Consider the following 25729-nt stretch of genomic DNA (forward strand, 5'->3'; position numbering starts at 1 on the left):
GATCAGTACCCTGGCGGCGAATCCTGTCCGCCCGTCCGCGACCGAGGTGCCATGCCGCCCCCTTCCGACCACCCGGAGCTGCCGCTGCTGGCCGATAGCGTGCGGTTGGCCGACGACGGCGTGCACGTGCTGGACCGCCGGGTGTTCCCGTTCGAACACCGCTGGGTGCACGCCCGCACCGTCGAGGACGTGGCGCGCACGATCGAGGACATGGTCACCCAGTCCTCCGGCCCCTACTTCGCGGTGTTGTGGGGCTTGGTGCTGGCCGCGCGCGAGCACACCGACCCGGACGCCGCGCGGGCGGCGGTGCGCGTTGCCGCGGACCGGTTGATCGCCACCCGCCCCACCAACGACCACCCGCGCCGGGCCGCGCGGTGGGTGCTGGCGGCGGTGGACTCCGGCGGTGCCGACGTGGCCGCGGCGGCGCTGGCGGGCGCGCGGGCCGGCGCCGCGGACTACCGGCGGCGCAGCCTGCGGCTGGGCCGGGCCGGGGCGGCGCTGCTGCCCGACACCGCCCGGGTGCTCACCCACTGCTGGGGCGACTGGTACCTGGTGGGCCTGGTGCGGGCGGCGCTGCAGGCGGGCAAGAACCTGTCGTTCGTGTGCACCGAGACCCGCCCGTACCTGCAGGGGGCGCGGCTGACCGCGGACACCCTGGCGGAGATGGGTGTGGACACCACGGTGGTCACCGACGCGATGCCCGCCTCGCTGATGCGCGCCGGGGAGATCGACGCGCTGGTGACCGCCAGCGACCGGGTGACCATGGACGGCCACGTCATCAACAAGGTCGGCACGTTGCAGCTGGCGGTGGCCGCCGATGCTTTCGGGGTGCCCTTCCACGCGTTGTGCCAGGCACCGGACCCGGATGCGGCGACCGGCGCGGACGTGCCGATCGAGTTCCGCGACGGCGACGAGGTGCTGCACGCGCTGGGGCACCGCACCGCCAGCGACCGGGTCCGCGGCCGCTACCCGGCCTTCGACGTCACCGATCCCCGGTTCGTCACCACGGTGGTCACCGACCGGGGCGCGTTCCCGCCGCAGCGGGTGCACGAGTACTTCGACGAGCAGGAAGCGGGGTTGCCCGAGTGAGCGTGCCGGTGGTCGCCGAGGCGGTCGTGGTCGACATCGAGGGGACGGTGACGCCCACCAGCCAGGTGCACGTCGTGCTCTACGACTACGCCCGGCCCAGGCTGGGCCCGTGGATCCGCGAGCACGGCGGCGACCCGGTCGTGGCCGAGGCCGTGGCCCGGGTCAAGGACGAGGCGGGGCTGGGTGCGCAGGCCGACACCGGCGAGGTGGTGGCGGTGCTGCACCGGTGGATGGACGCCGACCGCAAGGCCACGCCGCTGAAGACGTTGCAGGGCCTGATCTGGCAGGACGGCTACGCGCGCGGCGAGCTGACCACGGGCCTGTTCGACGACGTGGTGCCCGCGCTGCGTTCCTGGCGCGACGCCGGGCTGCGGCTGGCGGTGTTCTCCTCGGGGTCGGTGGCCGCCCAGATCGCCTCGTTCTCCCACACCACCGCCGGTGACCTGACCCCGCTGTTCGAGGCGCACTTCGACACCGTCAACGCGGGCCCCAAGCGGGAGGCCGACTCGTACCGGCGCATCGGCGAGGCCCTGGGCGTCGCGGCGCAGCGCGTCGCGTTCTGCTCGGACGTGCCCGCCGAGCTGGACGCCGCCCGCGCCGCGGGCTGGCGCGCGGTGGGCGTGGCCCGCCCCGGCGAGCCGTGCGCCGACGCTGATTTCGGCACCCACCCGGTGGTGGCGAGCTTCGACGAGCTGGAGGTGTCCCGGTGACGATCGACCTGCGGCAGGCCGGGCAGGCGCTGGCCGCCGAGTCCGCCCGCTTCGCCGCGCTGGGCTGGATGCGCGGCACGTCGGGCAACCTGTCGACGACGTTGCAGCGCGACCCGCTGCGGCTGGCGGTGACGGCCAGCGGCCTGGACAAGGGCGAGCTCGGCGCCGAGGACGTGGTCGTGGTCGACTCCGACGGCGCCGCGGTCCCCGACCAGCCGAACCCGGACCAGCGGCCGTCGGCCGAGGCCGGGCTGCACGCGCGCATCGCGGCCGTGGCCGGGGCCGGCGCGGTGGTCCACGTGCACATGCTGGCGCCGGTGGTCGCCGCGCACCGCTGGCCGGAGGGCGTGGTGCTGCGGGACTTGGAGATGCTCAAGGGGCTGGGCCGCCGCGACGACGAGACGATGGTCGTGCCGGTCGTGCCCAACAGCCAGGACATGCGCGTGCTGGGCGATGCGTTCGAGGAGGTCCACGACCCGGCCACCCCGGCGCTGATCGTGGCCCGCCACGGCGTGTACGTGTGGGGCCGCGACCTGGTGCAGGCCCGGCACCGCACCGAGTGCCTGGAGTGGCTGCTGCGGTTCACCCTGGCCACCGACAACGAGGAGGCGCTGGTATGACGTTGCTGACCGTCTGGCCCGAGACCGATCCCGACACCGTTGAGCTGCGCACCGAGGATCCGGCCGAGATCGGTGACGTGCTCAAGCAGTTCGGCGTGCGCTACCAGCACTGGCCGCTGCGGGAGCTGCCCGACGAGCCCACCTCCGAGCAGGTGCTCGACGCCTACCGCGAGGAAGTGGACCAGGTGGTCTCGGCCGAGGGCTACATCAAGGTCGACGCGGCGGTGATGGTGCCGCGCGACGACGATCCGGCGTGGGCCGAGCAGGCCCGCGCGGCGCGGGAGAAGTTCCTGTCCGAGCACACCCACGACGACGACGAGGACCGCTTCTTCGCCCGCGGTGCCGGGGTGTTCTACCTGCACCTGGGCGAGAAGGTGTACGCGGTGCTGTGCGAGGCCGGTGATCTGATCAGCGTGCCGGCGCACACCACGCACTGGTTCGACATGGGCACCCGGCCGGACTTCGTGGCGATCCGGTTCTTCCACGACGAGGACGGGTGGATCGGTGACTTCTGCGACACCGACACCGCCGAGCGGTTCCCGTCGTTCGACCAGTTGATGGCCGCGCGCTGATCCCGGGAATCGCGGGGGCCACCCGGTGGCGGGTGGCCCCCGCGCGTTGTGGTCAGCCCAGGTGGGCTTCCAGGGCGTCGGCTCCGGCGACCGCGCCGCCGCAGTCGCGCAGTGCCGCGCTCATCTCGCGCAGCCGTGCGCGCATCGCCTCGTCGGCGGCCACGGCCTCGACGGTCTCGCGCAGCTGCTCGGCGGTGACGGTGTCGGCGTCCAACCGGCGTCCCAGGCCGAGTTCCTCGGCCCGCGCGGCGTTGGCGGCCTGTTCGGGCATCTGCGGCACGGCCACCAGCGGCACCCCGTAGTACAGCGATTCCATGGTGGAGTTCATGCCGGTGTGCGACAGGAACACCGAGGCGTGGCGCAGCACGGAGGGCTGCGGGAAGGACCGCCGCACGTCGAAGTTGGCGGGGATCTCGCCGAGGTCGTCGAGGTCGACGTGCTGGCCGACGGACATCGCGACCTGCCAGCGGGTGCCGCCGAAAGCCGACATGCACCGCTGGTAGAACTCGGGCCGGTTGTTGAACGCGGTGCCCAGGGAGATGAACAGCACGGGCGCGTGCTCGTCGCGCGGCTGCCAGGGTTGGTCGGCGCGGCTGCCGAGCATCGGGCCGATGAACCGGAACCGGTCGTCGAAGGTCTCGGCGGCCAGCTGGAACTCGCGGGGCAGGAACACCAGGTTCAGCGGGGCGGGTGGGCCGGACATGGGCGGTTCGGCGGGCACGCCCATCTCGGTGGAGAACTCCTCCATGCGCCGGGAGAACTCGGCGAACATCTCCGGGTCGAACCCGGTGGAGTCGGACATGATGGCCTCCCGCAGCGAGAAGTTCTCGTTGGAGGCGAAGTTGGGCACCAGGCAGATCTCCGGCACGCCGAGCTCCACGGCGAGCATGCGGCCGGTCATGGTGGCCACGTCGTAGCACACCGCGTCGGGCATGTCCTCGCGGAAGTGTTCGCGCAGCAGCGGGAACGTGTGCCGTGCGTCGTCCATGAGGTGCTGCATCATGGTCGCCATGCGTTCCGGCGTGAACTGCGGATTCGGTGGCATGGCCGGCATTTCGGAGGGCAGTCGGAGCACCTCGGCGCCGGTGGCGGCCACCGCGTCGAGCATGTTCGGCCCGACGGCGTAGGTGACGCGGTGACCGCGGCGCAGCAGTTCCTCCACCAGCGACAGGGTGGGGTTGACGTGACCGGCGGCAGGCATGCTGACGAAGGCGAAGTGTTTTTTCATCATTCCTCGTGTCGGGACGACCCACTAACCGGAAGTCCATTATCCGCTTCTGCGGGTGGTCGCGCCCTGTGTCGCTCCGCACGCCCCCAGCGCACGGATTGTCCACTTCGACTGGTTCGCGGTGACTTTTCCCGTGCGCGGCGGCGAAAAACCCCTCGGCGGTCGCGCCGATGCGCAGCGACCGGACGTCGAAACCGGGCGCGTTGTGGCGGCGGCCACGCGCTTGCCGTTCCGCGATGGGATCGGCGGGCCCGGGAGCGCTTGGGCGGTGCGCGCGGGCTACCGAGCACGAAACCGTCCGTCCACAACGGACAGTTGAAGAGAATGGGAGGAACCCCACTTCCTCCCATTCTCAACGTATAGCGCACCGGGGGACTTGTGGCAAGACCCGGGTCGTGCCGCAGAATCATCCGCCGAAGCCAGGACCTGGGGTGATGGGGTGTGCACGCCCCCGGGCGGAAAACCGCCCTCGTCGAACGGGGATTTCGTGGTTGACGTGATCGTGGTCGGCGGTGGGCCGACCGGTTTGATGCTGGCCTGCGAGTTGCGGCTGCACGGGGTGCACGTGGTCGTGGTGGACAAGGAAGTGGAGCCGACCGGGCAGGCCCGTGCGCTCGGCTTGCACGTGCGCAGCATCGAGGTGATGGACCAGCGCGGTCTGCTGGAGCGGTTCCTCGCGGTCGGCGAGCAGGTGGTGGCCGGTGGTTTCTTCGCCGCCATCGACAGGCCGTGGCCGACCCAGCTGGACACCGCGCATTCCTACGTGCTGGCCATCCCGCAGAGCAGCACCGAGCGGCTGCTGGCCGAGCGCGCTGTCGAACTCGGCGCCGAGATCCGGCGCGGCCGCGAGGTCGTCGGGCTGGGCCAGGACGAGGACGGGGTGACCGTGCAACTCGCGGACGGTGCGCGGTTGCGCTCGCGGTACGTGGTCGGCTGCGACGGTGGCCGCAGCGCGGTGCGCAAGCGGCTCGGTGTCGGTTTCCCCGGCGAGCCCACCAGGATCGACACGCTGCTGGGCGAGATGGAGGTGGCCGCGCCCGCGGCGGAGGTGGCCGCCGTGGTGGCCGAGGTCCGCAAGACCCACCTGCGGTTCGGCACCATGCCCCTCGGCAACGGGGTGCACCGCGTGATCGTGCCCGCCGAAACCGTGGCCGCCGACCGCGCGGTCCCGCCGACGTTCGAGGAGTTCACCGAGCAGCTGCGGGCGATCGCGGGCACCGATTTCGGCGTGCACTCGCCGCGCTGGCTGTCGAGGTTCGGTGACGCCACCCAGTTGGCCGAGCGGTACCGGGTCGGGCGGGTGCTGTTGGCCGGGGACGCCGCGCACGTGCACCCGCCGACCGGGGGCCAAGGGCTCAACCTGGGTGTGCAGGACGCGTTCAACCTGGGGTGGAAGTTGGCGGCCGAGGTCGGCGGGTGGGCCCCGGAGGGGCTGTTGGACAGCTACCACGCCGAGCGGCACCCGGTGGCCGCCGCCGTGTTGGACAACACCCGCGCGCAGATGGAGCTGCTGTCCCCCGAGCCGGGTCCCCGCGCGGTGCGGCGGCTGGTGGCGGACCTGATGGGCTTCGAGGAGGTCAACCGCTACCTGATCGAGAAGATCACGGCGATCGGCATCCGCTACGACCTCGGCGCGGGGCACGAGCTGCTGGGTCGGCGGATGCGGGACGTGGGGTTGAAGCGGGGCCGGCTGTACGAGTTGATGCGCGGCGGTCGTGGCCTGTTGCTCGACCAGACCGGTCGGCTTTCGGTGCGGGGCTGGGCGGATCGGGTCGACCACGTCGTCGACGTCAGCGAGGAACTGGACGTGCCCGCGGTGCTGCTGCGGCCGGACGGCCACGTGGCGTGGGTCGGTGAGCAGCAGCAGGACCTGCTGGCCCGGCTGCCCGCGTGGTTCGGCGCCGCTGCCTGCTGAGCAGCGGGCCCGGGCGGTGCGGGTCAGGGCAGGGTGAGCACGCGAGGCCCGTCGTCGGTGACCGCGACGGTGTGCTCGACGTGCGCCGCGCGGCTGCCGTCGGCGGTGCGCAGCTCCCACCCGTCGGGGGCGTGCGCGATGTCGTCGGCACCGCCGGCCAGGAACATCGGCTCGATCGCCACGACCAGGCCCGGCCGCAGCGGGGCGCCCTTGCCCGCGGCACCGTCGTTGGCCACGAACGGCGCCTCGTGCATGCTGCGGCCCACGCCGTGCCCGCCGACGAGCTCGGGGATGCCGTAGCCGGCGCTGCGGCCGACCACGCCGACGGCGTGCGAGATGTCGCCGATGCGCCCGCCGGGCCGGGTGGCGGCGATGCCGTCGGCCAGGGCCTGGCGGGCCGCGTCGGTCAGCGCGGTGTCCTCGGGCCGGGCCGCGCCGACGCTGAAGGTCACCGCCGCGTCGCCGCACCAGCCGTCCACCCGGGCACCGCAGTCGACGCTGAGCAGGTCACCGTCGCTCAGCACGCGGTCGTCCGGGATGCCGTGCACGACCGCGTCGTTGACCGACGCGCAGATGACGCCGGGGAACGGTCCCGGCGCCCAGCTGGGGTGGTAGTCCAGGAACAGCGGCACGGCCCCGGCCTCGTCGATCACGGTGCGCGCGATCTCGTCGAGTTCCCGCAGCCGCACCCCGGGCTTGGCCTGCGCGCGCACCGCCTCCAGGGCTCGCGCCACGACGCGTCCGGCTTCGCGCATCACGTCGAGTTCGTCCGCCGACTTCAGTTCGATCACGATGTTCTCCCCGCCACGCACCGGCCACTTCCCCGTCCTGGTGCCACGGCCCCGGAGCGCCGGACGGCGCGTCAGCGCACCGGGGTGCGCAGCGCGGCGGCGCGGATCGCCAGCAGCACCGGCAGCGAGCCCGCCGACAGGATGTCCGCGCCGTCGCGCAGCGGTCGAGCCACGGCCGCCAGGTCGATCTCGATCAGCGCGACGCCCGTACTGTACAGCCGTTCCGCGCCGGTGGGGCCCGCTTCTCGCACGTCGGCAGCGGACACCGGCAGCGCGGTGGCGCCGAAGAACTCCGGTTCGCCGCCCCGTCGCCTCCACCGCGCGAAGCCGACCGAGTTCGGTGCCGGGACGGGTTCGCTCGTCGGCGCGCCACGCGGTGCCGATCCACCGGAGGCAGGGCGGACCCCGGGTCCCGTCGCGGCCCGGTCGAGTCCTAAGGCAGCCTTAAACGCTGCCGAAGCACACCGCAAACCCGCCGCGCCCCTCGTGACCCGCGACCACTGAGCACAGTCCACTGAGGACTCATGTGGAGTGCTGTTTTCCTTGGCAGTCAACAGATTCCGCGGCAATCGCGCCCGAGACCCGCCTCGCGTCACAGCGCGGGAAGGCGTCGGCGCGGACCTTGAGGATCACCGCGGGTCCGCTACTATCCGCCAACCGGGTCGGGGATACGAACAACGGCACACGACAGGAGCTTCCTTGCCCGTCGACCATCCCGACCCCGTTCGCCGCTGGTGGTGGCGCAGCCCCCTGCCGGCCCGCCTGCTGCCCGCGCTCGGCCTGCTGGGCGCCACCGCCACCGCACTGGCCAGCGCCCTCCCCTCCACCGGCGCCGACGACCTGTCCGAACACCTGCCGTCCCGGCACACCACGCCCGCGCACACCGCGGCACCACTCAGCCCCACCCCGACACCCACTCCGACCAGCGGCACGCGCCCCGAGGGCTCCCGAACCCCGCACCCGGCCACGACCGCCACCACCCGCCCGACCCCGGCCAGCACCGCCCCGGCCGACGACTGGGTGCCCGTGGTCGTCACCGACCGCCCCTGCGATCAACGCGGCGACTTCGCCCGCACCGCCAACGGCGCAGCCGCCAGCTGCGAACCCGACGACCACGGACGCCTGAGGTGGACGACCCAGTGGTGAACACGACCGACACCCCCACCGACCGCCACCACCTCGCCGCGCTGCGCCTGCTCGACATCGACCTCGCCCGCCGCGGCGAGGACACCGTCGAACTCCTCCCCGTCCGCCCCCACCACGAACCCCTCGCCAAAAACCCCGTGCACGCCCCGCGCAACCAACACCACGACACCGACCCGCCCGACGACCCCGCACCGCGCGGCCGCCGCCACGACGGCACCATCCGCACCACCGGATGGCTCCAACTCGGCTCACACCCGGTCAGCTCCGGGCTGTGGGCCACGCTGACCGGCGCCATCCCCGGCTTCGCACTCATCCACGTCTGCGCGTGGCTGGCACTGATCCTGCCCACCGCGGCCTACGCGCTCTGGCGCGTCACCACCCGCCGACTCCTCCCCGCCTCCACCGCCGTCAACCGCGACCGCCGCCGCGCCGACCAGCTGCGCCCCGGCACCGCGGTACGGCTGCACGGACCCATCGGCCCGGTCGGCGTCATCACCCACCTCACCCGCGTGGCCGACGACCGGGTGCTGATCGGCTTCGACGGCGGCGGCACCCGCCTGCTACCCGCCGACGCCGAATGCCACGTCGTCGAACTACGCGACTGAGCCGCCGTCCGCCCCGGACGTCGACGCGCCGGTGGACCCGCCGACCACCGCGTCCGACGACTCCTCGTCCTTCGGCGGCAACAACCCCGACACATCCCCACCCGTGTCGTTGATCCGCAACACGAACGGCCGCGTCGCGGTGTAGCGGACCACGCTCACCGAACACGGATCCACCACGATCCGCTGGAAGGAGTCCAGGTGCAGCCCCAACGCGTCAGCCAGCACCGCCTTGATCACATCGCCGTGCGTGCACGCCAACCACACCGACTTCTCCCCCATCCGCCGGTCGTGATCGCGCACCGCGGCCACCGCCCGCGCCTGCACCTGCGCCAGGCCCTCACCGCCCGGGAACACCGCCGCCGACGGATGCTGCTGCACCACCCGCCACAACGGCTCCTCGGTCAACTCGCTGATCTTGCGGCCGGTCCACTCGCCGTAGTCCACCTCGGCCAGCCGCTCCTCCACCACCGGCTCCAGACCGCGCTCAGCGGCCAAGCCGGCCACCGTCTCCCGGCAGCGCTGCAACGGCGAGACCACCACCCCCGCCAGCGGAACCCCCGCCAACCGGGCCACCAAGCGCTCGGCCTGACCCGAGCCCGTGGCATCCAGGCCCACACCGGCCGAACGCCCCGCCAGCGTCCCGGAGCCGTTGGCCTCCGACCGCGCATGCCGCAACAGGATGAGAGTCGCCACGACCGCCGAGGGTAGGCACCCCGACCGACAACCCACCACCACCCCCTCCGCAACCACCGCTCAGGGCTGCCCCACACCGGCCGAACGCCCTGCGACGGCGCACTCCCGCGGAATCGGCGAAAACCGGGCCCGCACCAGCACACCGAGAAACCCCACCACACCCCACCGGACGGTGTGATCCACCGCACCACGCCAGGACCCGCCGACGCCGACCTCACCCCCACCAGCGCCCGCAGCGAATACCCTCACCCACCGTGGAACACCGACAGCTCGGCCGCAGCGGCCTCCGCGTCTCCCGCCTCGCCCTGGGCACCATGACCTGGGGACTCGACGTCGACGCCGACACCGCCGCCGACCAGCTCACCACCTTCCACGACGCAGGCGGCACCCTCGTCGACACCGCCGACGTCTACGGCCCCGCCGAAGAAATCCTCGGCGACCTGCTGTCCGGCCACATCCCCCGCGACGAACTCGTCATCGCCACCAAAGCCGCCGCCCGCCGCGCCCCCGGCCCCATCGGCGGCGGCGCCTCCCGAGCCGCCCTGCTCGCCGCCCTCCACACCTCCCTGCGCCGCCTGCGCACCGACCACATCGACCTGTGGCAACTGCACGCCTGGGACCCCGGCGTCCCCCTCGACGAAACCCTCGCCGCCCTCGACACCGCCGTCACCAGCGGCAAAGTCCGCTACGTCGGCGTGTGCAACTACAGCGGCTGGCAACTGGCCACCGCCGCCACCCACCAAACCGCCCACCCCACCCGCACCCCGCTCATCACCACCCAGGTCGAATACTCCCTGCTCGAACGCGGCATCGAACGCGAAGTCGTCCCCGCCGCCACCCACCACCACATCGGCCTGCTCCCCTGGGCACCCCTGGGACGCGGCGTGCTCACCGGCAAATACCGCAACTCCACCCCACCCGACTCCCGCGGCGCCAGCGACCACCTCGCCAGCTACGTCGAACACCACCGCACCGAACGCGCCGCCCGCATCGTGCAAGCCGTCCTCACCGCAGCCGACGGACTCGGCACCTCACCCGTGCACGTCGCCCTCGCCTGGCTGCGCGACCGCCCCCAGGTCACCGCCCCCATCGTCGGCGCCCGCACCACCGCCCAACTCGCCACCGCCCTCGACAGCGACAACCTCACCCTCCCCCCGGCCATCCGCGCCGCCCTCGACGACATCAGCACCCCCGAACGCAGCTACCCCGAACGCGGCCCCACCGACTGACCCACCCGCCCAACGGAGGAAACGCCGCGCACACCCATACCCACCCGGCCACCCCGCGTGACACCCTGAAACCCATCCCACCGGGGCAGGCGAACACCCGACCACCACCATCAGGGATGCTGGACGACGAACCGCCCCGCACCGGCGGGGCGCGCAAGACCAAGGAGGTCCTCGTTGCGTCGTCTGGTCATCACCTGCCTGGCCGCGACCCTGCTCACCGGCTGCGGAACCAACGACGCCAGCGACCCCCTCCAGGTCACCGACCGCCTCGTCGCCGCCACACCCGCCACCGCACCCCCCGTCACCACCCCACCAGCAGGCACCGTCCTGCCCACCCCACCCACCCGCCTGACCGCCTACGACCCGGACACCCACACCCTCGTCCTCGCAGGCACCCACGACCTCACCCTGCTCGACACCCGCACCCGCACCACCCGCACCACCACCCTGCCCGGCACCCCCGCCGGACTGCGCACCGAAGCCGGCCACGCCCTCGCCGCCCTGCCCGACCAGGATCAGCTCGCCCGCATCGACCTGCGCACCGCCGCCGTCACCACCACCCCCGTGCACGGCGGACCCGTCGACGCCGTCGACCTCGACGCGCACCGCACCGCCGTCGCCCTGCGCACCACCCACGCCGTGACCATCCTGCGCGACGGCCAACCCCAGACCACCACCGACAAGTTCCAGGGCCCCGCCCAACTGCTGCCCGTCGGCCACGACGTCAACGTCCTCGACCGGCTCGCCACCTCCCTCACCCCGGTCGACCCCACCACCGGCGACAAAGGAGCCGGACTGCGCGCCGGCGAAGGCGCCACCAACGCCGTCACCGACCGCTACCAGCGCATCCTCGCCGTCGACACCCGCGGGCAGAGCCTGCTCGCCTTCTCCGTCGACCCCCTGATCAACAAGCAGCGCTACCCCGTCCCCGGCGCCCCCTACGCACTGGCCTACGACCCGCACCGCGACCTCGCCTGGGTCACCCTCACCGCGACCAACCAGGTCGTCGGCTACGACATCGCCGGCGGAGAACCCCAGGAACGCTACCGCTTCCCCACCGTCGGCCAACCCAACTCGGTCGCGGTCGACCCCGACACCGGCGAGGTCTACATCGCCTCCGCCAACGGCGACGGAACACAGGTGGTGAAACCGTGAGAACGGAAGGAACCGACACCGACCAGGACTGGGAGTACCGGCCGCTGCGCCTGCCACCGGGCACCACCCGGTACAGCGCGGCGACCCAACTCAGCATCCACGCCGAATTCTCCGGCTGGGAACTCTCCCGCGTCCTGCTCTACTCCGACGGCACCCGCAAGGTCTGGCTCCGCCGACGCCGCACCACCCCCGGCATCGGCGAACTCCTCACCTGACCGCACCCCCACCGGCCGGGACGGACCACCACCCGCCCCGCCGCCCCCTCACGGCACCCGGCCGATCCACTCCGCCGACGCGAACTTCGACTCGATCAACCCCCGCGCCCGCGACTCCTCACCCGCGGTCACCGGACCGTCGACCAACCCGAACCGCGACCGGAACCCCTCCACCAACCGGTCGATGATCACCTCACGCGCCAAACCCGTCTGCCGCCGCAACGGATCCACCCGCTTGTCCGCACTCGCGATCCCCTTGTCCGACAACTTCTCCTTGCCAACCCGCAGCACCCGGCCCAACTTCGCCACATCCACGTCGTAGGACATCGTCACGTGGTGCAACACCGCCCCCGCGGCCACCCGCTTCTGCGCCGCACCACCGATCTTGCCCGCATCCGAAGCGATGTCGTTCAACGGCTCGTACCACACGTTCAACCCCAGCTCCCGCAGCACGCCCAACACCCAGTCGTCCAAGAACGCGTACGAATCCGCGAACGACATCCCCGCCACCAACGACGCCGGCGCGTACAGCGAATACGTCACCGTGTTCCCCGGCTCCACGAACATCGCCCCACCACCGGTGATCCGCCGCACCACCTCGACCCCGTACCGGCGCGCCGCATCCACGTCCACCTCGTTGCGCACCGACTGGAAACTCCCGATGATCGCCGCCGGCGACGCCCACTCCCAGAACCGCAACGTCGGCGGCCGCCGCCCCGCGGCCACCTCCTCGGCCAACACCTGGTCCAACGCCATGTGCATCAACGGCGACCGCGGCCCCTCCCGCACCAACCGCCACTCGTGATCGACCCACTCCGACGCCCGCGTCACCGCCCGCCGCACCGCAGTCGCCACCGCCTCCGGACCGAACCCGACCATCCGCACGCCCCCCGACAACCCGGCGCGCACCAACCGCCCCAGCTCCTCGGCGTCCGAATCCGCCGCAGCCCCCTCCAACGACCGGTTGATCTCCTCCAACGCCTCATCCGGCTCCAGGAAGAAGTCCCCGCTCACCCGCACACCGGACAACCGGCCGCCGACGACCTCCAGATCCGCCACGACCAACTTCCCACCGGGGACCTTGTACTCACCGTGCACGACACACCTCCAACGCACCGCACAACACCGCAGCGCACCGCCTATTCCCCCGCACGCCGGTGAAAACGCACGTCACACCCGCCACCATGAGACCCACCCCACGACAAGGAGGACCGGCATGCCCGAACTGCTCACCGGAGCCACCGTCGTCGACGGAACCGGCGCCGCCCCGCGCCCCGCCGACGTCCTCCTCGACGGCGACCGCATCACCGCCGTCGAACCACCCGGCACCCTCCCCACCGACGCACCCCACCGCGACCTCACCGGACTCGTCCTCGCCCCCGGCTTCATCGACGTCCACTCCCACTCCGACAACGCACCCCTGCTCGACGAACACGACACCACCAAGATCCGCCAAGGCGTCACCACCGAAGTCGTCGGCAACTGCGGCTTCAGCCTCGCACCCCGCAGCCACCCCCACGCCGACACCCTCCGCACCTTCCTGAGCCGCCTGTTCCCACCCGTGCCGTTCACCTGGACCGGCTTCCACGACCTGTTCGCCGCCACCGACGCCGCCGGCCACGTCACCAACCACTGCCCGCTGATCGGACACGGCACCCTCCGCATCGCCGCCATGGGCATGACCGACGCCGCCCCCGACGACACCGCCCTGCGCACCATGCGCACCGCACTCGAAGAAGGCATGAACGCCGGCGCCTTCGGCCTGTCCACCGGCCTGATCTACCCACCCGCCGTGTTCTCCACCACCGACGAACTCATCGCCCTCGCCCGCACCCTCGGCGGCGACGCCCTCTACGCCACGCACATGCGCGACGAAGGCGACACCCTGCTCGACGCCATCGACGAAGCCCTCCGCATCGGCGCCACCGCAGGCCGCACCCACCTCTCCCACCTGAAAACCACCGAACCCCGCAACTGGGGGAACATGCGCCACGCCCTCGACGAGATCCACCGCGCCCGCGACCACCAGCCCCTGACCCAGGACGTCTACCCCTACACCGCGTCCTCGACCATGCTCACCGCCACACTGCCCCGCGACTACCTCACCGGCGACGCCGACGACGTCCTCGCCCGCCTCACCAGCACACCCGGACGCGACCGGCTCGCCACCGCCCTCGCCGACACCCGGTGGGACAGCATCCTCATCGCCACCACCGCCAGCCACCGCCACGAAGGCCGGACCATCGCCGACATCGCCGCGACCACCGGAACCGAACCCGTCGACGCACTCGTCGACGTCCTGGTCACCGAACGCCTCCGCGCCACCATGATCCACTTCTCGATGCACGAGGACGACCTCGAACTCGCCCTCTCCGACCCCGCCACCATGATCGGCTCCGACGGCCTGCCACCCGGCACCGGCGGCAAACCCCACCCCCGACTCACCGGTACCTTCCCCCGCGTCCTCGCCCGCTACACCCGCGAACGCGGCACCCTGACCCTCCCCGAAGCCGTCCACCGCATGACCGACCTGCCCGCCCGCACCTTCCGCATCCCCGAACGCGGCCGCATCGCCCCCGGCCTGATCGCCGACCTCGTCGCCTTCGACCCGGACACCGTCACCGACGTCGGCGACTACCACGACCCCCTGCGACCGCCCCGGGGCATCCCGTGGGTCTGCCAAGCGGGCCACACCGTCGTCGCCGACGGCACCTACCTCGGCACCCGCCGCGGCACCCGCCTCACACCCACCACCTGACCGGCGAGAACCGACCGATCAAGTGCTCGCCCGGCCTCCCAGGACGTCCTCCAGGAGCGCCCGCGCCGCCGCCCGGTACCGGGCGGGGCACTGGTGCGCCATGCCGAGCGCCCACACGACCGCCTCCAGCTCGCGGGCCCGGACGAACGGAGCGAGCGCGTCCGCCGTCGGCACCGGCACCCCGGCGGCGGACGCGTACGCCCGCAACGCCGCCCCACCGTCCGCCCCGCAGGCACCGGCCAGCACCGCCAGATCCCACTCGCGCGGGCCGCGACAGGTCTCCTCCAAATCCGTCCACCACCACCCAGCACCGACGCCCAGGAGATTGCCCGGGTGGGCATCCCCGTGCAACGCCACGACCGGCCCGTCCACCTGCGCCAAGTCCGCCAACACCCGCTCATGACGAGCCCGCAGCGCGGCCAACCGCTCCCGATCCAGCACCTCCGCCCGCTCCAACGCCGCCAACCCGTCACCGATCTGCTCCCGCACCGGTGACAACAGCGGAAGTTCCCGAGGACAACCGACGAGCTCCCCGTGCAGCACGGCCAGCGCCTCACCGGCAGCCACCGGATCCGCACGCCGCTGCGCAGCCGGCAGGTACGTCCACAGGCTCAACGCGAACCCGTCCCTGCGATGCGGCCCCGGATCCACGAGAGAACTCGGCGGCACGACAGGACCTCCCCGGTCCGCCACGTACCGGGCCACGGCCACCTCGCGCTCCAACCAGGCCCGCGGTTCCCGCCGGGTCCACGCGGTCAGCGTCGCCACCCGCACCACCACGGGCGCGGGGGCCAGGTGCACGACGAGATTGCCGCGGTTGGACAGCACGCGCCGTTCACCGGTGGGCAATCCCAGCTCAGCGCCCAGCCGGGTCGCGGCGGCAAGTGCCGCGCGCCAGACCTCGTCGAACCGATCTCCAGTCACGCGGCCAGTCTCGCCCACCGCGCAACGCCGATTTCCGCACCGAAAACCGCGCGACCGCCGCAGCCCGGTCCTGCGACCCTCGGCGGATGACCGATATCGACTACCGCTGGCGAGCGGACCTCTCCGACGGCGAACTGGTGGAGCTGACCACCTCGCACGACGGGAACCCCGAGCACGGGTGGTGGAACCGGGTCCGCGAGCACAGCCTCGGCTGGGGCAGCGCGCACCTCCCCGGCGGAACGCTCATCGGCTTCGTCAACGTCGCCTGGGACGGCGCCGACCACGCGTTCCTGCTCGACCCGAAGGTCCGCCCGGACCACCAACACCTCGGCATCGGCACCGAGCTCGTCCGCCGCGCCGCCCGAGCGGCCGAGAACGCCGGGTGCACCTGGCTGCACGTGGACTTCGAACCGCATCTGCGCGCCTTCTACTTCGAGTCGTGCGGTTTCCGCCCCACCGACGCCGGACTCCTGCACCTCTCCGCGCACTGACCTCCGGTCGTCTCCTTGCTGTTGTTGACGAGAGTGGCGGTGAGTTCTGGTGTGGGCCTGAGTATTCATTTCACTCAACACTGAAACTATGAAGATCAATATTCTGTAGAGATCATTCCCCATCCGGGCGGTATCCGATCACCTGAAGCGAGGCACGCGTGCGATCTGCGTCACATCGACGGACGATCGGCCGGTGTCCCCGACAATCGAGAGGAGTCGGACATGACGCTGTCCGAAGACTTCGCCCCGCAAGCCCCTTCCGGCTCCCTGGTCCAGGTCGAACTCGACATCCCCGTCCCCACCCAGGACCGGACGGAGCCCGCCTTCGACACCGACCGAGACGAGTTCGACGAGAGCCACCTGATCCGCGGCTACGACTGACGTCCGTCCACAACGGACTCGTCCGGCCGCCGGAGATCCCGCCCCCGGCGGCCGGACACAGGCGAAGCCCCATCCGGTCACACGCCACTCCCCCACCCCCGGCCGCCACCAACCCCGTGGTCCCGGTCGCGCCCTCCCGCGCACGACCGGGACCCGACCTCAGCTCCACCCCGCCGAGCGACCACCGCATCGTCCCCGGCTTGCAGTCGGTAGCAGTTCGGACTTCAGCGCAGCGATCTGCGAGTTCATTTCACTCGGCACTGAAACAACAGATACGTCGAAAATCGCGTGGTCCCCATCGGGCGGCCACGACGTCGAGCTCGCGATCGCCTCCGACCCCGAGGCGCCAAGGACGCCGGTCGCTTTCCGCGATACCCCGGGCCGGCACGCGGGACCCCTTCTCGCACCGCCGCCCCACGGGGCCGTTTTCCCTTTCACAGCACCGCTATCCGGCTGCGGCGAGCGCTCCTGGCGCGGTCGCCGCTCGGCTCTCACGACCACTCCCCCGACTCCTGCGACCGGCGCGCTGGCCCCGGCAGCGCTGAACGCCGGGATCGTTCCCAGCCCTTGACTCGGCGGCCTCCCGAACAGCGCCGGACTCGGTGCCGCGTCCCCCGGTGGTCAGCGGCCTGCTGGCCACCTTCGATCTCGCGATCGCTCTCCCGAGCCGCGCTTCCTCGGATGACGGTGCTCCGGCAGTGATTTCACTCGACACTGAAGTGACGAAATTGATCGAGATATACGAGGTCCGGCACTGAGTGCCGGACCGCTGGGAGGGTCAGCGCGGGAGGTCGCGGAGGGCGTCCTCCAGCTGCTTGAGCACGGCCCCGGCGGGAGCTCCGGTGCGCAGCACCCCGACGACGACGTTCTCGTCGCCGGAGTCCTCGCACAGCGGCGCGGACAGGGCCGACCGCACCAGTCCGAGCGCCTCGCGCAGCATCGCGCGGGCGTCGGCCGTCCCCCCGCTCTTGAGCCACTGGCGCAGGACGTGGTTGTGCGCGGCCACCACCGCCGCCGCGGCGACGGCCGCGCGCAGGTCACCGGCGGGCTCGCCCGCGTAGCGCTCGCGCAGGTAGCGGGCGAAGACCCGCTGGTAGCGGTCGATGCTGGCGATCTCCTTGTCGCGCAGGGCCGGGACCTGGCGGGTCAGCTCGAAGCGCTTGAGCGACACCTCGGGCTCGGCGAGGTACATGTCCAGCACGACCTCGGCGGTGCCGCTGAGCACCCGCAGCGGGTCCTCGCGGCGGTCGGCGGACTCCAGCAGCTCGACCACCTCGGCCAAGCGCTCGTCGTGCCCGGGGAAGACCACGTCCTCCTTGGACCGGAAGTAGCGGAAGAACGTGCGCCGGCCGACGCCGGCGGCATCGGCGATCTGGTCCACCGTGGTCGCCTCGAAGCCCTGCTCGGCGAACAGGTCCATCGCGGCCAGCGCCAGCGCGCTGCGCACCCGGCGGCGGCCGTCCGCGGTCCGGCCGGATCGGGTTCTGGGCGCTGGGGACGCTGCCTCGGACATGGCCGGAATATAGCACCGGGATCATTGCTAGTGGCACTCAGTGCCGTTACGCTGGCGCCGAAGGACAACGCCCCCGGCGAGGCCGGACGTGGCGCGCAGGACCAGCGGGCCCGGCGACGGCGCCGGGATGAAGGAGGAAGCGGTGGACCCGACCTTCGGCACCTACCAGTTGGCCGAGGAGCACGAGGCGCTGCGCGAGGCGGTGCGGGCGCTCGCCGACAAGGAGATCGCACCGCACGCGGCGGAGGTCGACGAGCAGGAGCGGTATCCGCAGGAGGCGCTCGACGCCCTGGTGAAGTCCGGTTTCGCCGCGGTGCACATCCCCGAGGCGTACGGCGGTCAGGGGGCCGACTCGGTCGCCACCTGCATCGTGATCGAGGAGGTCGCCCGGGTCTGCGCCGCCTCCTCGCTGATCCCGGCCGTCAACAAGCTCGGCACCATGCCGATCCTGCTGTCCGCGTCCGAGGAGCTCAAGCAGCAGGTGCTGCCCTCGATCGCCTCCGGCGAGGCCACCGCCTCCTACGCGCTGTCCGAGCGGGAAGCTGGGTCGGACGCGGCCTCGATGAAGACCCGGGCCCGGCTCGACGGCGACCACTGGGTGCTCAACGGCACCAAGTGCTGGATCACCAACGGCGGCGTGTCCCGGTGGTACACCGTGATGGCGGTGACCGACCCCGACAAGGGAGCCAACGGCATCAGCGCCTTCGCCGTGCACGCCGACGATCCCGGGTTCGTGGTGGGGCCCAAGGAGAAGAAACTCGGCATCAAGGGGTCGCCGACCGTCGAGCTGTACTTCGAGGACTGCACCATCCCGGCCGACCGGATCATCGGCGAACCCGGCACCGGCTTCAAGACCGCGCTGCGGACCCTGGACCACACCAGGCCGACGATCGGCGCCCAGGCCGTCGGCATCGCCCAGGGCGCGCTGGACGCGTCGCTGGCCTACGTCAAGGAGCGCAAGCAGTTCGGCAAGGCCATCGCCGACTTCCAGGGCGTGCAGTTCATGCTCGCCGACATGGCGATGAAGGTGGAGGCCGCGCGCCACATGGTCTACGTGTCGGCGGCTCGGGCCGAGCGCGGCGAACCGAACCTCGGGTTCATCTCCGCCGCGGCGAAGTGCTTCGCCTCCGACGTGGCCATGGAGGTCACCACCAACGCCGTGCAGCTGTTCGGCGGCGCCGGCTACACCCGCGACTTCCCGGTCGAGCGGATGATGCGCGACGCCAAGATCACCCAGATCTACGAGGGCACGAACCAGATCCAGCGCATGGTCATGGCCCGTTCGCTGCTCAAGGGCTGACACGCGCCCGCGCGTGGTGGTGCCGGGCACCGGCCGTGCCCGGCACCACCCGGACCGCAGTGTCCGGTCGATGCGGGAGTGCGCCAGGACCGTTGCTCGCCACGCCTCGGGCTCGGCATCGTGCCGGTCCTCCCCCGCGGGAGCGGAACCGGGCGCTCAGACCTCGGTCTCTTCGCGCTGGGCCAGGTAGTTGCCCGCTTCGGCGTACAGGCCGGTCAACAGCCAGGCGCCGACCCCGATGTCGTCACCGAAACCCAACAGCGGCAGGAAGTCCGGGATGAAGTCGATCGGCGACACCACGTACACCACGGCCAGCAGCCACAGCGCGAGCTGGTAGCGCGGCGGGGCCGCGCGCTCGCCCCGCCAGGAGCCGGCGACCATCGCGGGCACCGCCCGGATCCTGCGCAGCGGACCGCCCACCGGGGTGGTCGATCCCGTCCCGCGCCGGGCGCGCGCGGCCGCCCGCAGCGGTGCCAGCCGGCGCCGCACCGCGGCGACGGCCCCGGCGATCACGGCACCGGCACCCGCGGCCACCAGTGCCACCGGCAGCAGCCAGCCGCCCGCCGTCTGCCCTCCCCCGACGACGGCGGTGACCACACCGGCGACGACGAGCAGCGCACCGACCACGATCACGTCAGGTCCTCCCCACCACCCGGCAGTGCGATCAGGGTGCCATGGACGGCGCCGACCGGAGCGCGCGGCCGTGCGATCCGTGGCACCGTCGACGCGTCCGCACGCCGACCGCTCGGGGGGAGATCGTGGTCGACCAGGCCGAATCCCGCACCAGCGGCACCTCGCTGGCCCGGGCCAGCGGGGCGATGGCCGTGGCCACCGCGGTCAGTCGCGTCAGCGGGCTGCTCGCCAAGGTGCTGCTGGTCGTCGTCCTCGGTCTCGGGGTGGTCAACGACTCCTACACCGTGGCCAACACGCTGCCCACCGTGGTCAACGAACTGCTGCTCGGCGGGGTGCTGACCAGCATCGCCGTACCGCTGCTGGTGCGGGCCCAGCAGGACGGCGCCCGGCAGGGCGAGTCCTACGCGCAGTGGATGATCACCATGGGCAGCGTGCTGCTCGCCGTGGCCACGGTCGCGGCGGTGGCCGCCGCTCCCCTGCTCACCGACCTGTACCTGGGGCCGGACACCCGGGCCAACGCCGCGCTGACGACCGCGTTCGCCTACCTGCTGCTGCCCGGGATCATCTTCTACGGGTTGTCCGCGCTGCTGCAGGCGATCCTCAACGTCCGGGGCGTGTTCGGCACGCCCGCGTGGGCACCGGTGATCAACAACACCGTGGTCATCGGCACCGTCGCGGTCTACGCGCTCATGCCCGGCGAGATCTCCACCCACCCGGTGCGCATGGGCGAGCCGAAGCTGCTCGTGCTGGGCATCGGCACCGCGTTCGGCATCGCCGCGCAGGCCGCGATCATGGTCCTCTCGTTGCGCCGCACCGGGTTCCGGTTCCGCTGGCGGTGGGGCTGGGACCACCGGTTGTCGGAGTTCGGGGCGCTGGCGTTCTGGGTCGTGCTCTACACCGTGGTCAGCCAGGTCGGCATGGTCGTCACCACCCGGGTCACCAGCCAGGGCACTCCCGGCAGCGTCGCGACGTTCAACTACGCCTGGCTGCTGTCGCAGGTCCCCTACGGGGTGCTCGGCGTGTCGCTGCTGACCGCGCTGATGCCCCGGATCAGCCGGGCCGCCGCCGCGAAGGACACCCGCGACTTCGTCGCCGACCTGTCGCTGGGGTCCCGGATGAGCGCGGTGCTGTTGATGCCGATCAGCGCGCTCATGGTCGTCGCGGGCGGCTCCATCGGGGTGGCGTTCTTCTCGCTGGGTGCCAGCGGGGTGGCCGCCGCGGACCGGCTCGGGGTGACGCTGGCGGCCGCTGCGGTGGGCATCGTGCCGTTCGCGATCACGATGCTCCAGCTGCGGGCCTTCTACGCCATGAAGGACTCCCGGACGCCGACCTGGATCAACGTCGTCATGGTGCTGTTCCGCAGCGTGTTGTGCTACGTGTTCCTCGCCTCGATGCGCGCGGAGGACCTGGTCGTCGGCGTGGCGTGGGCGATGTCGCTGAGCTTCGTGCTCGGCGCGCTCGTCGGCCAGGTCTGGCTGCGGTGGCGCGTCGGCCGGGTGGGCACCAGGCACACGCTCGTCGGCATCGCGCGGACCCTGCTCGCGACGCTGCTGGGGTGCGGGTGCGCGGTCGCGGCCGTCGCCGCGCTGCGCGGTGCCCTCGGACCGCTGAGCCCGATCGCCGACGCCTGGCTGGTGCTGGCCGTGGACGCGGTCGTGGTCCTCGGAGTCAGCTTCGGCGTGCTGGCCCTGGTCCGCGCCCCGGAGATCCGTCCGGCCCTGGACCGGGTCGGGCGCCTGGTCCGGCGGTGAGCGCTACTTGCGGTTGCGCAGGTTGGCGCGGGTTCGCTCGGTGCGCAGGGCGGTCAGTTCGGGCGGTTCCGGCAGCGGTTCCAGCGGCTCGCCGATCGCCCATTCCAGCAGCAGGTCGGCCAGTTTCGGGTTGCGGGCCAGGACCGGGCCGTGCAGGTACGTGCACACCACGTGGCCGGTGACCGCGCCCTCGGCGTTGTCGTGGCCGTTGCCGGTGCCGCGCGCCACGCGGCCCAGCGGTTGGGCCTGCGGACCGAGCCTGGTGCGGCCGAGGTGGTTCTCGAACCCGGTCAGCATGCCCACGCCGCCGAGGGTGGAGTGCGTGGTCACCTCGCCGATGGCGCGGCCGTCGCCGGGTTCGGTGACCGCGTCGACCAGACCGAGACCCGCGTGCTGTTCGCCGTCACCGGTGGTGAAGCAGGTGCCCAGCACCTGGAGCCCACCGCAGATCCCGAGCACCGGTGCCCCCCGGTCCACCGCGCGGAGCAGTCCCGGGCCGCGGTGCAGGAAGCGCACCGCCGCCACCTGGGCCACGTCCTCGCCGCCGCCGATCACGTACAGGTCGCAGTGCTCGGGCACCGCGTCGGCCGAGGAGAGCACGGTCACCGTCTCGGTGTCGATGCCGCGCCAGCGCAGCCGCTGTTCCAGCACGATCACGTTGCCGCGGTCGCCGTAGGTGCCCAGCAGGTCGGGCAGCACCAGGGCGATGCGCACCGGGTCCTTCATCATCGCCGCTCCTTGCGTGCGAAGAGGTCGCGGAAGGCGGTGTAGTTGGCGATCACGTCCGGCACGCCGTCGGCCACCACCGCGAGGGCGTCGTCGACGGCGGTGTGCACCTCGCAGCGAACTCCGGCGTAGCGCAGCCGCACCGCCAGGTCGAGCGCGCGGTCCCCGGCGACCAGGACCGTCCGGCCGCGCAGCGAGTCGAAGTCGATGTCCCACAGCCAGGACACGTCGTAGCCGTCGGCCTCGCGGCTGTTGACCACCAGCACCAGCGGCCGGTCCTGCCCGGACACCAGGTCGAGCATCTCCAGCCAGCTCGCCGGGTTCTTCGCCAGCAGCAACCGGACCTGCCTGCCCGCCAGCCGGACCATGCCGTACCGGCCGCTGGCCTGGTCGATCTCGGCGATGCGGGCCAGCACGGCGTCCTCCTCGCAGCCCAGGTGCAGGCCGACGGCGAGCGCGAAGGTGGCGTTGACCCGGTTGACGTGGCCGGGCAGCCGCAGCGCGAGGTCGCGGTGGCGCCCGTCGGGACCGACGGCTCCGGTTCCGGTGACCGTCCAGTCCGCTTCCGGACGGCTGAGGCCGCACGCGCAGCGCCACGCGCGGTCGCTGTCGCCGAGGAAGGCACCGCAGCGGGGGCAGTTCAGCGCGTCGTCCTTCCAGCGCACACCGCCGGACACCCAGGTCACCGAGGAGTGGTCGGCGGCGGCGGAGACGATGTTCGGGTCGTCCCGGTTGGCGATCACGTGCGTGCCGGGGGCCTGCGCGAGCGCGTTGCGCAGGCTGGCCTCCACGGTGCGGATCTCCCCGATCCGGTCGAGCTGGTCGCGGCTGAGGTTGAGCAGCACCACCACGGACGGTTCGAACTGGCCGGTGACCTGCGCCAGGTGCAGTTCGTCGACCTCCAGCGCGGCGAACGGGGCGTCGTGACTGGTCATCAGGGCGGCGACGTGGCCGTCGAGCATGTTGGCGCCGGTGGCGTTGCTGACCGCCGGAGCCTGCGAGCGCAGCGCCTCGGCGACCAGCTGCGTGGTCGTGGTCTTGCCGTTGGTGCCGGTCACCATCACGACCCGGCGTCCGGCGGCGAGCCTGCTCAGCGCCCGCGGCTGCACGCTCAGCGCCAGGCGACCGCCGATGATCCCGCCGCTGCCGAGGCCCAGTCGCCGCGACAGCCCCGCCGCCAGGCGGCCGATCTCGACCGCGAGCGCGGTGCGCGGGTCCCGGAGGCGGTTCTGCCCGGGCGGTGGGACCGCGGGTCCGGGCACCACGCGCCACTGCTGGCGCTTGTCCTGCCGTGACCGGGCGTCGGCATCGCCTGCCATGGTCTCCCCGTCCCGCCTGGTGTCGGTCATGCGTCACTCCCCCTTTGGCGCACCGCGCCGACGATGCGCCGGCGACGCGCGAGGCGGCTCACCACCATTCGGCCGTACCCGGTTGGGCCGAACGTCGCTTCTTCGCCAGTGTGGCCCGGGTCCGGCGGAACAGCGCGACGAGCAAGAGCACCGCGCCCGCCAGGACGGTGGCGGGCGCGACCCAACCCTGCGGGCCGGTCAACGCGGCCGGGACGAGCACGGCCGGCACGGCGTGGCCGGAGAGCACGGGCGGTCCCCCTTTCTGCGCGGGACGAGCGACGAATTCGATCAAGCTCGGACCCCATCGTCCGAGATCATTCCGCTGATCGCGGGCACAACATGCCGACGGATCATGCTTTTGAGTTCACTGCACGCCGAGGGTTCGGTGGTGCCGAATGCGGCTTTTCGACGCATCCGGGTCGGCGTGATGCGGGCGCAATCTACCACGATCGGATCCGGGCTCCCGCCGGTTGGAATTCCGACTTCGCGAAACCCCGCCGGAAATCAGGCACATCCCCCATCGGGCGTCATCTCCGCAATGTTGACGGCCGGAACAATTATTCTCATGTCGCACGGAATGCGGAACCGCATTCCGCGGGTTCGCCGAGGGGGTTGTGCCATGACCCAGACGGTGGTGCTGCTCGTGATGGCGGTCGTTGCCCTCGGCGGGCTGTGCTGGACGATCTGGGACGTCCGCAGCGACCTGCGCCGGAGGAAATGAGGACGAAAAAAGCGAGGGATCCCGCCGGAGAGAGGCAGACGGGATCCCTCGCGCATCACCCGGTCGCGCCGGCCGGGCGGGTCACTTGGTGGTCAGGTGCTGACCCGGGAAGATCAGGTTCGCGTCCTTGACCACGTCGGCGTTCTTCTGGAACAGCTGCTCCCAGCTCACGCCGATCCGCTCGGCGATGGTGCTGAGCGTGTCGCCGGCCTGCACGGTGTAGGCGCCCTCGCTCTTGTGCTCGGTGTGCACCCGCGGCGCAGGCTGGGTCTTGGCGGTGGACTTCTTCTTCGGGGCCGACTTCTGGGTCGACGCCGAGACGTCCTGGTGCTCGGCCGATCCACCGGCGGTGAGCCCGGCCTTCTTCGAGCACACCGGCCACGCGCCCGGCCCCTGGGACTGCAGGACGCGCTCCGCGACGGCGATCTGCTGCTCGCGGGTCGCGCTCGCGGGGTTGGAGGAGTACTGGGTGCCGCCGTAGGCCGCCCAGGTGGACGGGGTGAACTGCAGGCCGCCCGAGAAACCGTTGCCGGTGTTGATCTGCCAGTTGCCGCCGCTCTCGCACTGGGCGACGGCGTCCCAGGTGGACTCGGAGGCCGCGTTGGCCGGCAGGGTCAGTGCGAACGGTGCGGCGATGGCCGCGCCGGTCAGCGCCACGCGGGCGATGTTGCGCCCGTTGACCAGGGTCTTGCGGTGCTTGCCCATGTTGTGTCGTCTCCAGCCACGCCTGCGCGGCCGACCGCCCACCGCGGTGGTCGGTCGTCGCGCCCCTGCCCCGGACCGCGTGTCGGGGGTCGGAAGCCCGCGGGGCAGGGCTCGGCGATGCGGGCTTCCGGGTCATGTCGATGTCGGCTCGGGGGTGCCGACGGGGCGACACGCTACGTAGCGATAACCGCAAGACCAAAATTGTTGACGGGTGGCTATCGTCACAGAAACGTCACGAAGATCGCCGCGATTTCGACATATTCGCAGCTCAGATCTTGATCATTTTCCGGGCTTTCCCGGAAAGGTGATCACACTCCGTGAGACGTGAACCACTTTTTCACTCACGAGGGTGGTAACCGAGCGTTCTTGCGCGCATTCGATCAGTTTTCCCGGATCGCTTCCCGACGCGAGCGAAACCGACCGCGAGGATGTCCTCGCGGTCGGTTTCGCCGGAATTCAGCGCCTTATCGCGACCGGGCGGTCGCTGGTGATTTCACTCCTCACTGAAG

General features: G+C 71.9%; 27 protein-coding genes. 15 read left to right on the plus strand and 12 right to left on the minus strand.

The features are described from left to right. Positions 1 to 51 precede the first annotated feature (51 nt). The 4 genes from NV263_RS15335 to NV263_RS15350 are packed head-to-tail and all read left to right on the plus strand — an operon-like array spanning position 52 to position 2991. Positions 52 to 1089, plus strand: a complete 1038-nt coding sequence (locus tag NV263_RS15335) for a s-methyl-5-thioribose-1-phosphate isomerase (RefSeq protein WP_263246949.1) — start codon at positions 52 to 54, stop codon at positions 1087 to 1089. Beyond that, positions 1086 to 1799: an acireductone synthase gene (gene mtnC / locus NV263_RS15340; protein ID WP_263246950.1), complete on the plus strand. Its 714-nt coding sequence runs from the start codon at positions 1086 to 1088 to the stop codon at positions 1797 to 1799. Before NV263_RS15335 ends, mtnC begins: the two co-directional genes overlap by 4 nt. 2 nt (positions 1800 to 1801) lie before the next feature. Further along, on the plus strand, positions 1802 to 2419 hold the full coding sequence (mtnB, locus tag NV263_RS15345) for a methylthioribulose 1-phosphate dehydratase (protein WP_380758698.1): 618 nt from the start codon (positions 1802 to 1804) through the stop codon (positions 2417 to 2419). Continuing rightward, the gene (locus tag NV263_RS15350) at positions 2416 to 2991 is read left to right on the plus strand and encodes a 1,2-dihydroxy-3-keto-5-methylthiopentene dioxygenase (protein ID WP_263246952.1); all 576 of its coding nucleotides are present in this window, start codon (positions 2416 to 2418) and stop codon (positions 2989 to 2991) included. The genes mtnB and NV263_RS15350 overlap by 4 nt, the downstream gene beginning before the upstream one ends. A 52-nt stretch (positions 2992 to 3043) precedes the next feature. On the opposite strand, the gene NV263_RS15355 is transcribed toward NV263_RS15350, so the two are convergent. Beyond that, the gene (locus NV263_RS15355; RefSeq protein WP_263246953.1) at positions 3044 to 4192 is read right to left on the minus strand and encodes a macrolide family glycosyltransferase; all 1149 of its coding nucleotides are present in this window, start codon (positions 4190 to 4192) and stop codon (positions 3044 to 3046) included. A gap of 514 nt (positions 4193 to 4706) precedes the next feature. On the opposite strand from NV263_RS15355, the gene rox reads away from it, so the two are divergent. Next, positions 4707 to 6134: a rifampin monooxygenase gene (gene rox / locus NV263_RS15360; RefSeq protein WP_263246954.1), complete on the plus strand. Its 1428-nt coding sequence runs from the start codon at positions 4707 to 4709 to the stop codon at positions 6132 to 6134. A gap of 23 nt (positions 6135 to 6157) precedes the next feature. On the opposite strand, the gene map is transcribed toward rox, so the two are convergent. Together map and NV263_RS15370 are read right to left on the minus strand one after the other, a co-directional pair. Further along, on the minus strand, positions 6158 to 6925 hold the full coding sequence (gene map / locus NV263_RS15365; RefSeq protein ID WP_263246955.1) for a type I methionyl aminopeptidase: 768 nt from the start codon (positions 6923 to 6925) through the stop codon (positions 6158 to 6160). A 71-nt stretch (positions 6926 to 6996) separates the two neighbouring features. Further along, positions 6997 to 7191: a hypothetical protein gene (locus NV263_RS15370; RefSeq protein ID WP_263246956.1), complete on the minus strand. Its 195-nt coding sequence runs from the start codon at positions 7189 to 7191 to the stop codon at positions 6997 to 6999. A gap of 433 nt (positions 7192 to 7624) precedes the next feature. Between NV263_RS15370 and NV263_RS15375 the strand changes: the two genes are divergently transcribed. Beyond that, on the plus strand, positions 7625 to 8071 hold the full coding sequence (locus NV263_RS15375) for a hypothetical protein (protein WP_263246957.1): 447 nt from the start codon (positions 7625 to 7627) through the stop codon (positions 8069 to 8071). Then, positions 8068 to 8676: a hypothetical protein gene (locus NV263_RS15380; protein WP_263246958.1), complete on the plus strand. Its 609-nt coding sequence runs from the start codon at positions 8068 to 8070 to the stop codon at positions 8674 to 8676. The genes NV263_RS15375 and NV263_RS15380 overlap by 4 nt, the downstream gene beginning before the upstream one ends. Here the strand turns inward: NV263_RS15380 and NV263_RS15385 are convergent. Then, a complete protein-coding gene (locus NV263_RS15385; RefSeq protein WP_263246959.1) occupies positions 8665 to 9369 on the minus strand; it encodes a histidine phosphatase family protein in 705 nt (234 codons plus the stop codon). The two genes, NV263_RS15380 and NV263_RS15385, sit on opposite strands and share 12 nt — an antisense overlap. Positions 9370 to 9623: 254 nt before the next feature. On the opposite strand from NV263_RS15385, the gene NV263_RS15390 reads away from it, so the two are divergent. The 3 genes from NV263_RS15390 to NV263_RS15400 all read left to right on the plus strand — a co-directional run bounded on the left by NV263_RS15390 (position 9624) and on the right by NV263_RS15400 (position 11968). After that, positions 9624 to 10598 (plus strand): aldo/keto reductase, encoded by a 975-nt coding sequence (locus tag NV263_RS15390; RefSeq protein WP_263246960.1) that lies wholly within the window; start codon positions 9624 to 9626, stop codon positions 10596 to 10598. A 174-nt stretch (positions 10599 to 10772) separates the two neighbouring features. Beyond that, positions 10773 to 11753: a hypothetical protein gene (locus NV263_RS15395; RefSeq protein ID WP_263246961.1), complete on the plus strand. Its 981-nt coding sequence runs from the start codon at positions 10773 to 10775 to the stop codon at positions 11751 to 11753. Further along, entirely contained in the window at positions 11750 to 11968 is a 219-nt protein-coding gene (locus NV263_RS15400) for a DUF5703 family protein (RefSeq protein WP_263246962.1), read from the plus strand. Before NV263_RS15395 ends, NV263_RS15400 begins: the two co-directional genes overlap by 4 nt. A 48-nt stretch (positions 11969 to 12016) precedes the next feature. On the opposite strand, the gene NV263_RS15405 is transcribed toward NV263_RS15400, so the two are convergent. Then, positions 12017 to 13066 carry a lipoate--protein ligase family protein gene (locus tag NV263_RS15405; RefSeq protein ID WP_263246963.1) on the minus strand — a complete coding sequence of 350 codons (1050 nt, stop codon included), beginning with the start codon at positions 13064 to 13066 and terminating at the stop codon, positions 12017 to 12019. Positions 13067 to 13184: 118 nt separating this feature from the next. Here NV263_RS15405 and NV263_RS15410 point away from each other — a divergent pair, with 118 nt between their 5' ends. After that, positions 13185 to 14726 (plus strand): N-acyl-D-amino-acid deacylase family protein, encoded by a 1542-nt coding sequence (locus NV263_RS15410; RefSeq protein WP_263246964.1) that lies wholly within the window; start codon positions 13185 to 13187, stop codon positions 14724 to 14726. Positions 14727 to 14744: 18 nt separating this feature from the next. Here NV263_RS15410 and NV263_RS15415 read toward each other — a convergent pair whose 3' ends face one another. Then, positions 14745 to 15650, minus strand: a complete 906-nt coding sequence (locus NV263_RS15415; RefSeq protein WP_263246965.1) for an aminoglycoside phosphotransferase family protein — start codon at positions 15648 to 15650, stop codon at positions 14745 to 14747. Positions 15651 to 15736: 86 nt separating this feature from the next. Here NV263_RS15415 and NV263_RS15420 point away from each other — a divergent pair, with 86 nt between their 5' ends. Both NV263_RS15420 and NV263_RS15425 read left to right on the plus strand, forming a co-directional pair. Further along, positions 15737 to 16141 carry a GNAT family N-acetyltransferase gene (locus NV263_RS15420; protein ID WP_263246966.1) on the plus strand — a complete coding sequence of 135 codons (405 nt, stop codon included), beginning with the start codon at positions 15737 to 15739 and terminating at the stop codon, positions 16139 to 16141. Positions 16142 to 16363: 222 nt separating this feature from the next. Beyond that, complete coding sequence (locus tag NV263_RS15425) at positions 16364 to 16522, plus strand: hypothetical protein (protein ID WP_263246967.1); 159 nt, start codon at positions 16364 to 16366, stop codon at positions 16520 to 16522. Between the two features lie 778 nt (positions 16523 to 17300). On the opposite strand, the gene NV263_RS15430 is transcribed toward NV263_RS15425, so the two are convergent. After that, positions 17301 to 18035 (minus strand): TetR family transcriptional regulator, encoded by a 735-nt coding sequence (locus tag NV263_RS15430; RefSeq protein ID WP_263246968.1) that lies wholly within the window; start codon positions 18033 to 18035, stop codon positions 17301 to 17303. Between the two features lie 127 nt (positions 18036 to 18162). Here NV263_RS15430 and NV263_RS15435 point away from each other — a divergent pair, with 127 nt between their 5' ends. After that, entirely contained in the window at positions 18163 to 19335 is a 1173-nt protein-coding gene (locus tag NV263_RS15435) for an acyl-CoA dehydrogenase (protein WP_263254207.1), read from the plus strand. 156 nt (positions 19336 to 19491) lie between these two features. Here the strand turns inward: NV263_RS15435 and NV263_RS15440 are convergent, their stop codons facing one another. Next, a complete protein-coding gene (locus NV263_RS15440; protein WP_263246969.1) occupies positions 19492 to 19968 on the minus strand; it encodes a YkvA family protein in 477 nt (158 codons plus the stop codon). Between the two features lie 125 nt (positions 19969 to 20093). Between NV263_RS15440 and murJ the strand changes: the two genes are divergently transcribed. Beyond that, on the plus strand, positions 20094 to 21719 hold the full coding sequence (murJ, locus tag NV263_RS15445; protein WP_263246970.1) for a murein biosynthesis integral membrane protein MurJ: 1626 nt from the start codon (positions 20094 to 20096) through the stop codon (positions 21717 to 21719). Between the two features lie 3 nt (positions 21720 to 21722). Here the strand turns inward: murJ and NV263_RS15450 are convergent, their stop codons facing one another. From NV263_RS15450 to NV263_RS15465, 4 genes are all read right to left on the minus strand, one after another. Further along, a complete protein-coding gene (locus NV263_RS15450; RefSeq protein ID WP_380758676.1) occupies positions 21723 to 22448 on the minus strand; it encodes a type 1 glutamine amidotransferase in 726 nt (241 codons plus the stop codon). Next, positions 22445 to 23794: a MurT ligase domain-containing protein gene (locus tag NV263_RS15455; RefSeq protein WP_263246971.1), complete on the minus strand. Its 1350-nt coding sequence runs from the start codon at positions 23792 to 23794 to the stop codon at positions 22445 to 22447. Before NV263_RS15455 ends, NV263_RS15450 begins: the two co-directional genes overlap by 4 nt. 58 nt (positions 23795 to 23852) lie before the next feature. Next, the gene (locus NV263_RS15460; protein WP_263246972.1) at positions 23853 to 24086 is read right to left on the minus strand and encodes a hypothetical protein; all 234 of its coding nucleotides are present in this window, start codon (positions 24084 to 24086) and stop codon (positions 23853 to 23855) included. A 510-nt stretch (positions 24087 to 24596) separates the two neighbouring features. Further along, positions 24597 to 25220, minus strand: coding sequence for a LysM peptidoglycan-binding domain-containing protein (locus tag NV263_RS15465; RefSeq protein WP_263246973.1), 624 nt, complete (start codon positions 25218 to 25220; stop codon positions 24597 to 24599). Positions 25221 to 25729 lie beyond the last annotated feature (509 nt).

This window comes from Saccharopolyspora rosea (assembly GCF_025643595.1).
Lineage (GTDB): Bacteria > Actinomycetota > Actinomycetes > Mycobacteriales > Pseudonocardiaceae > Saccharopolyspora > Saccharopolyspora rosea.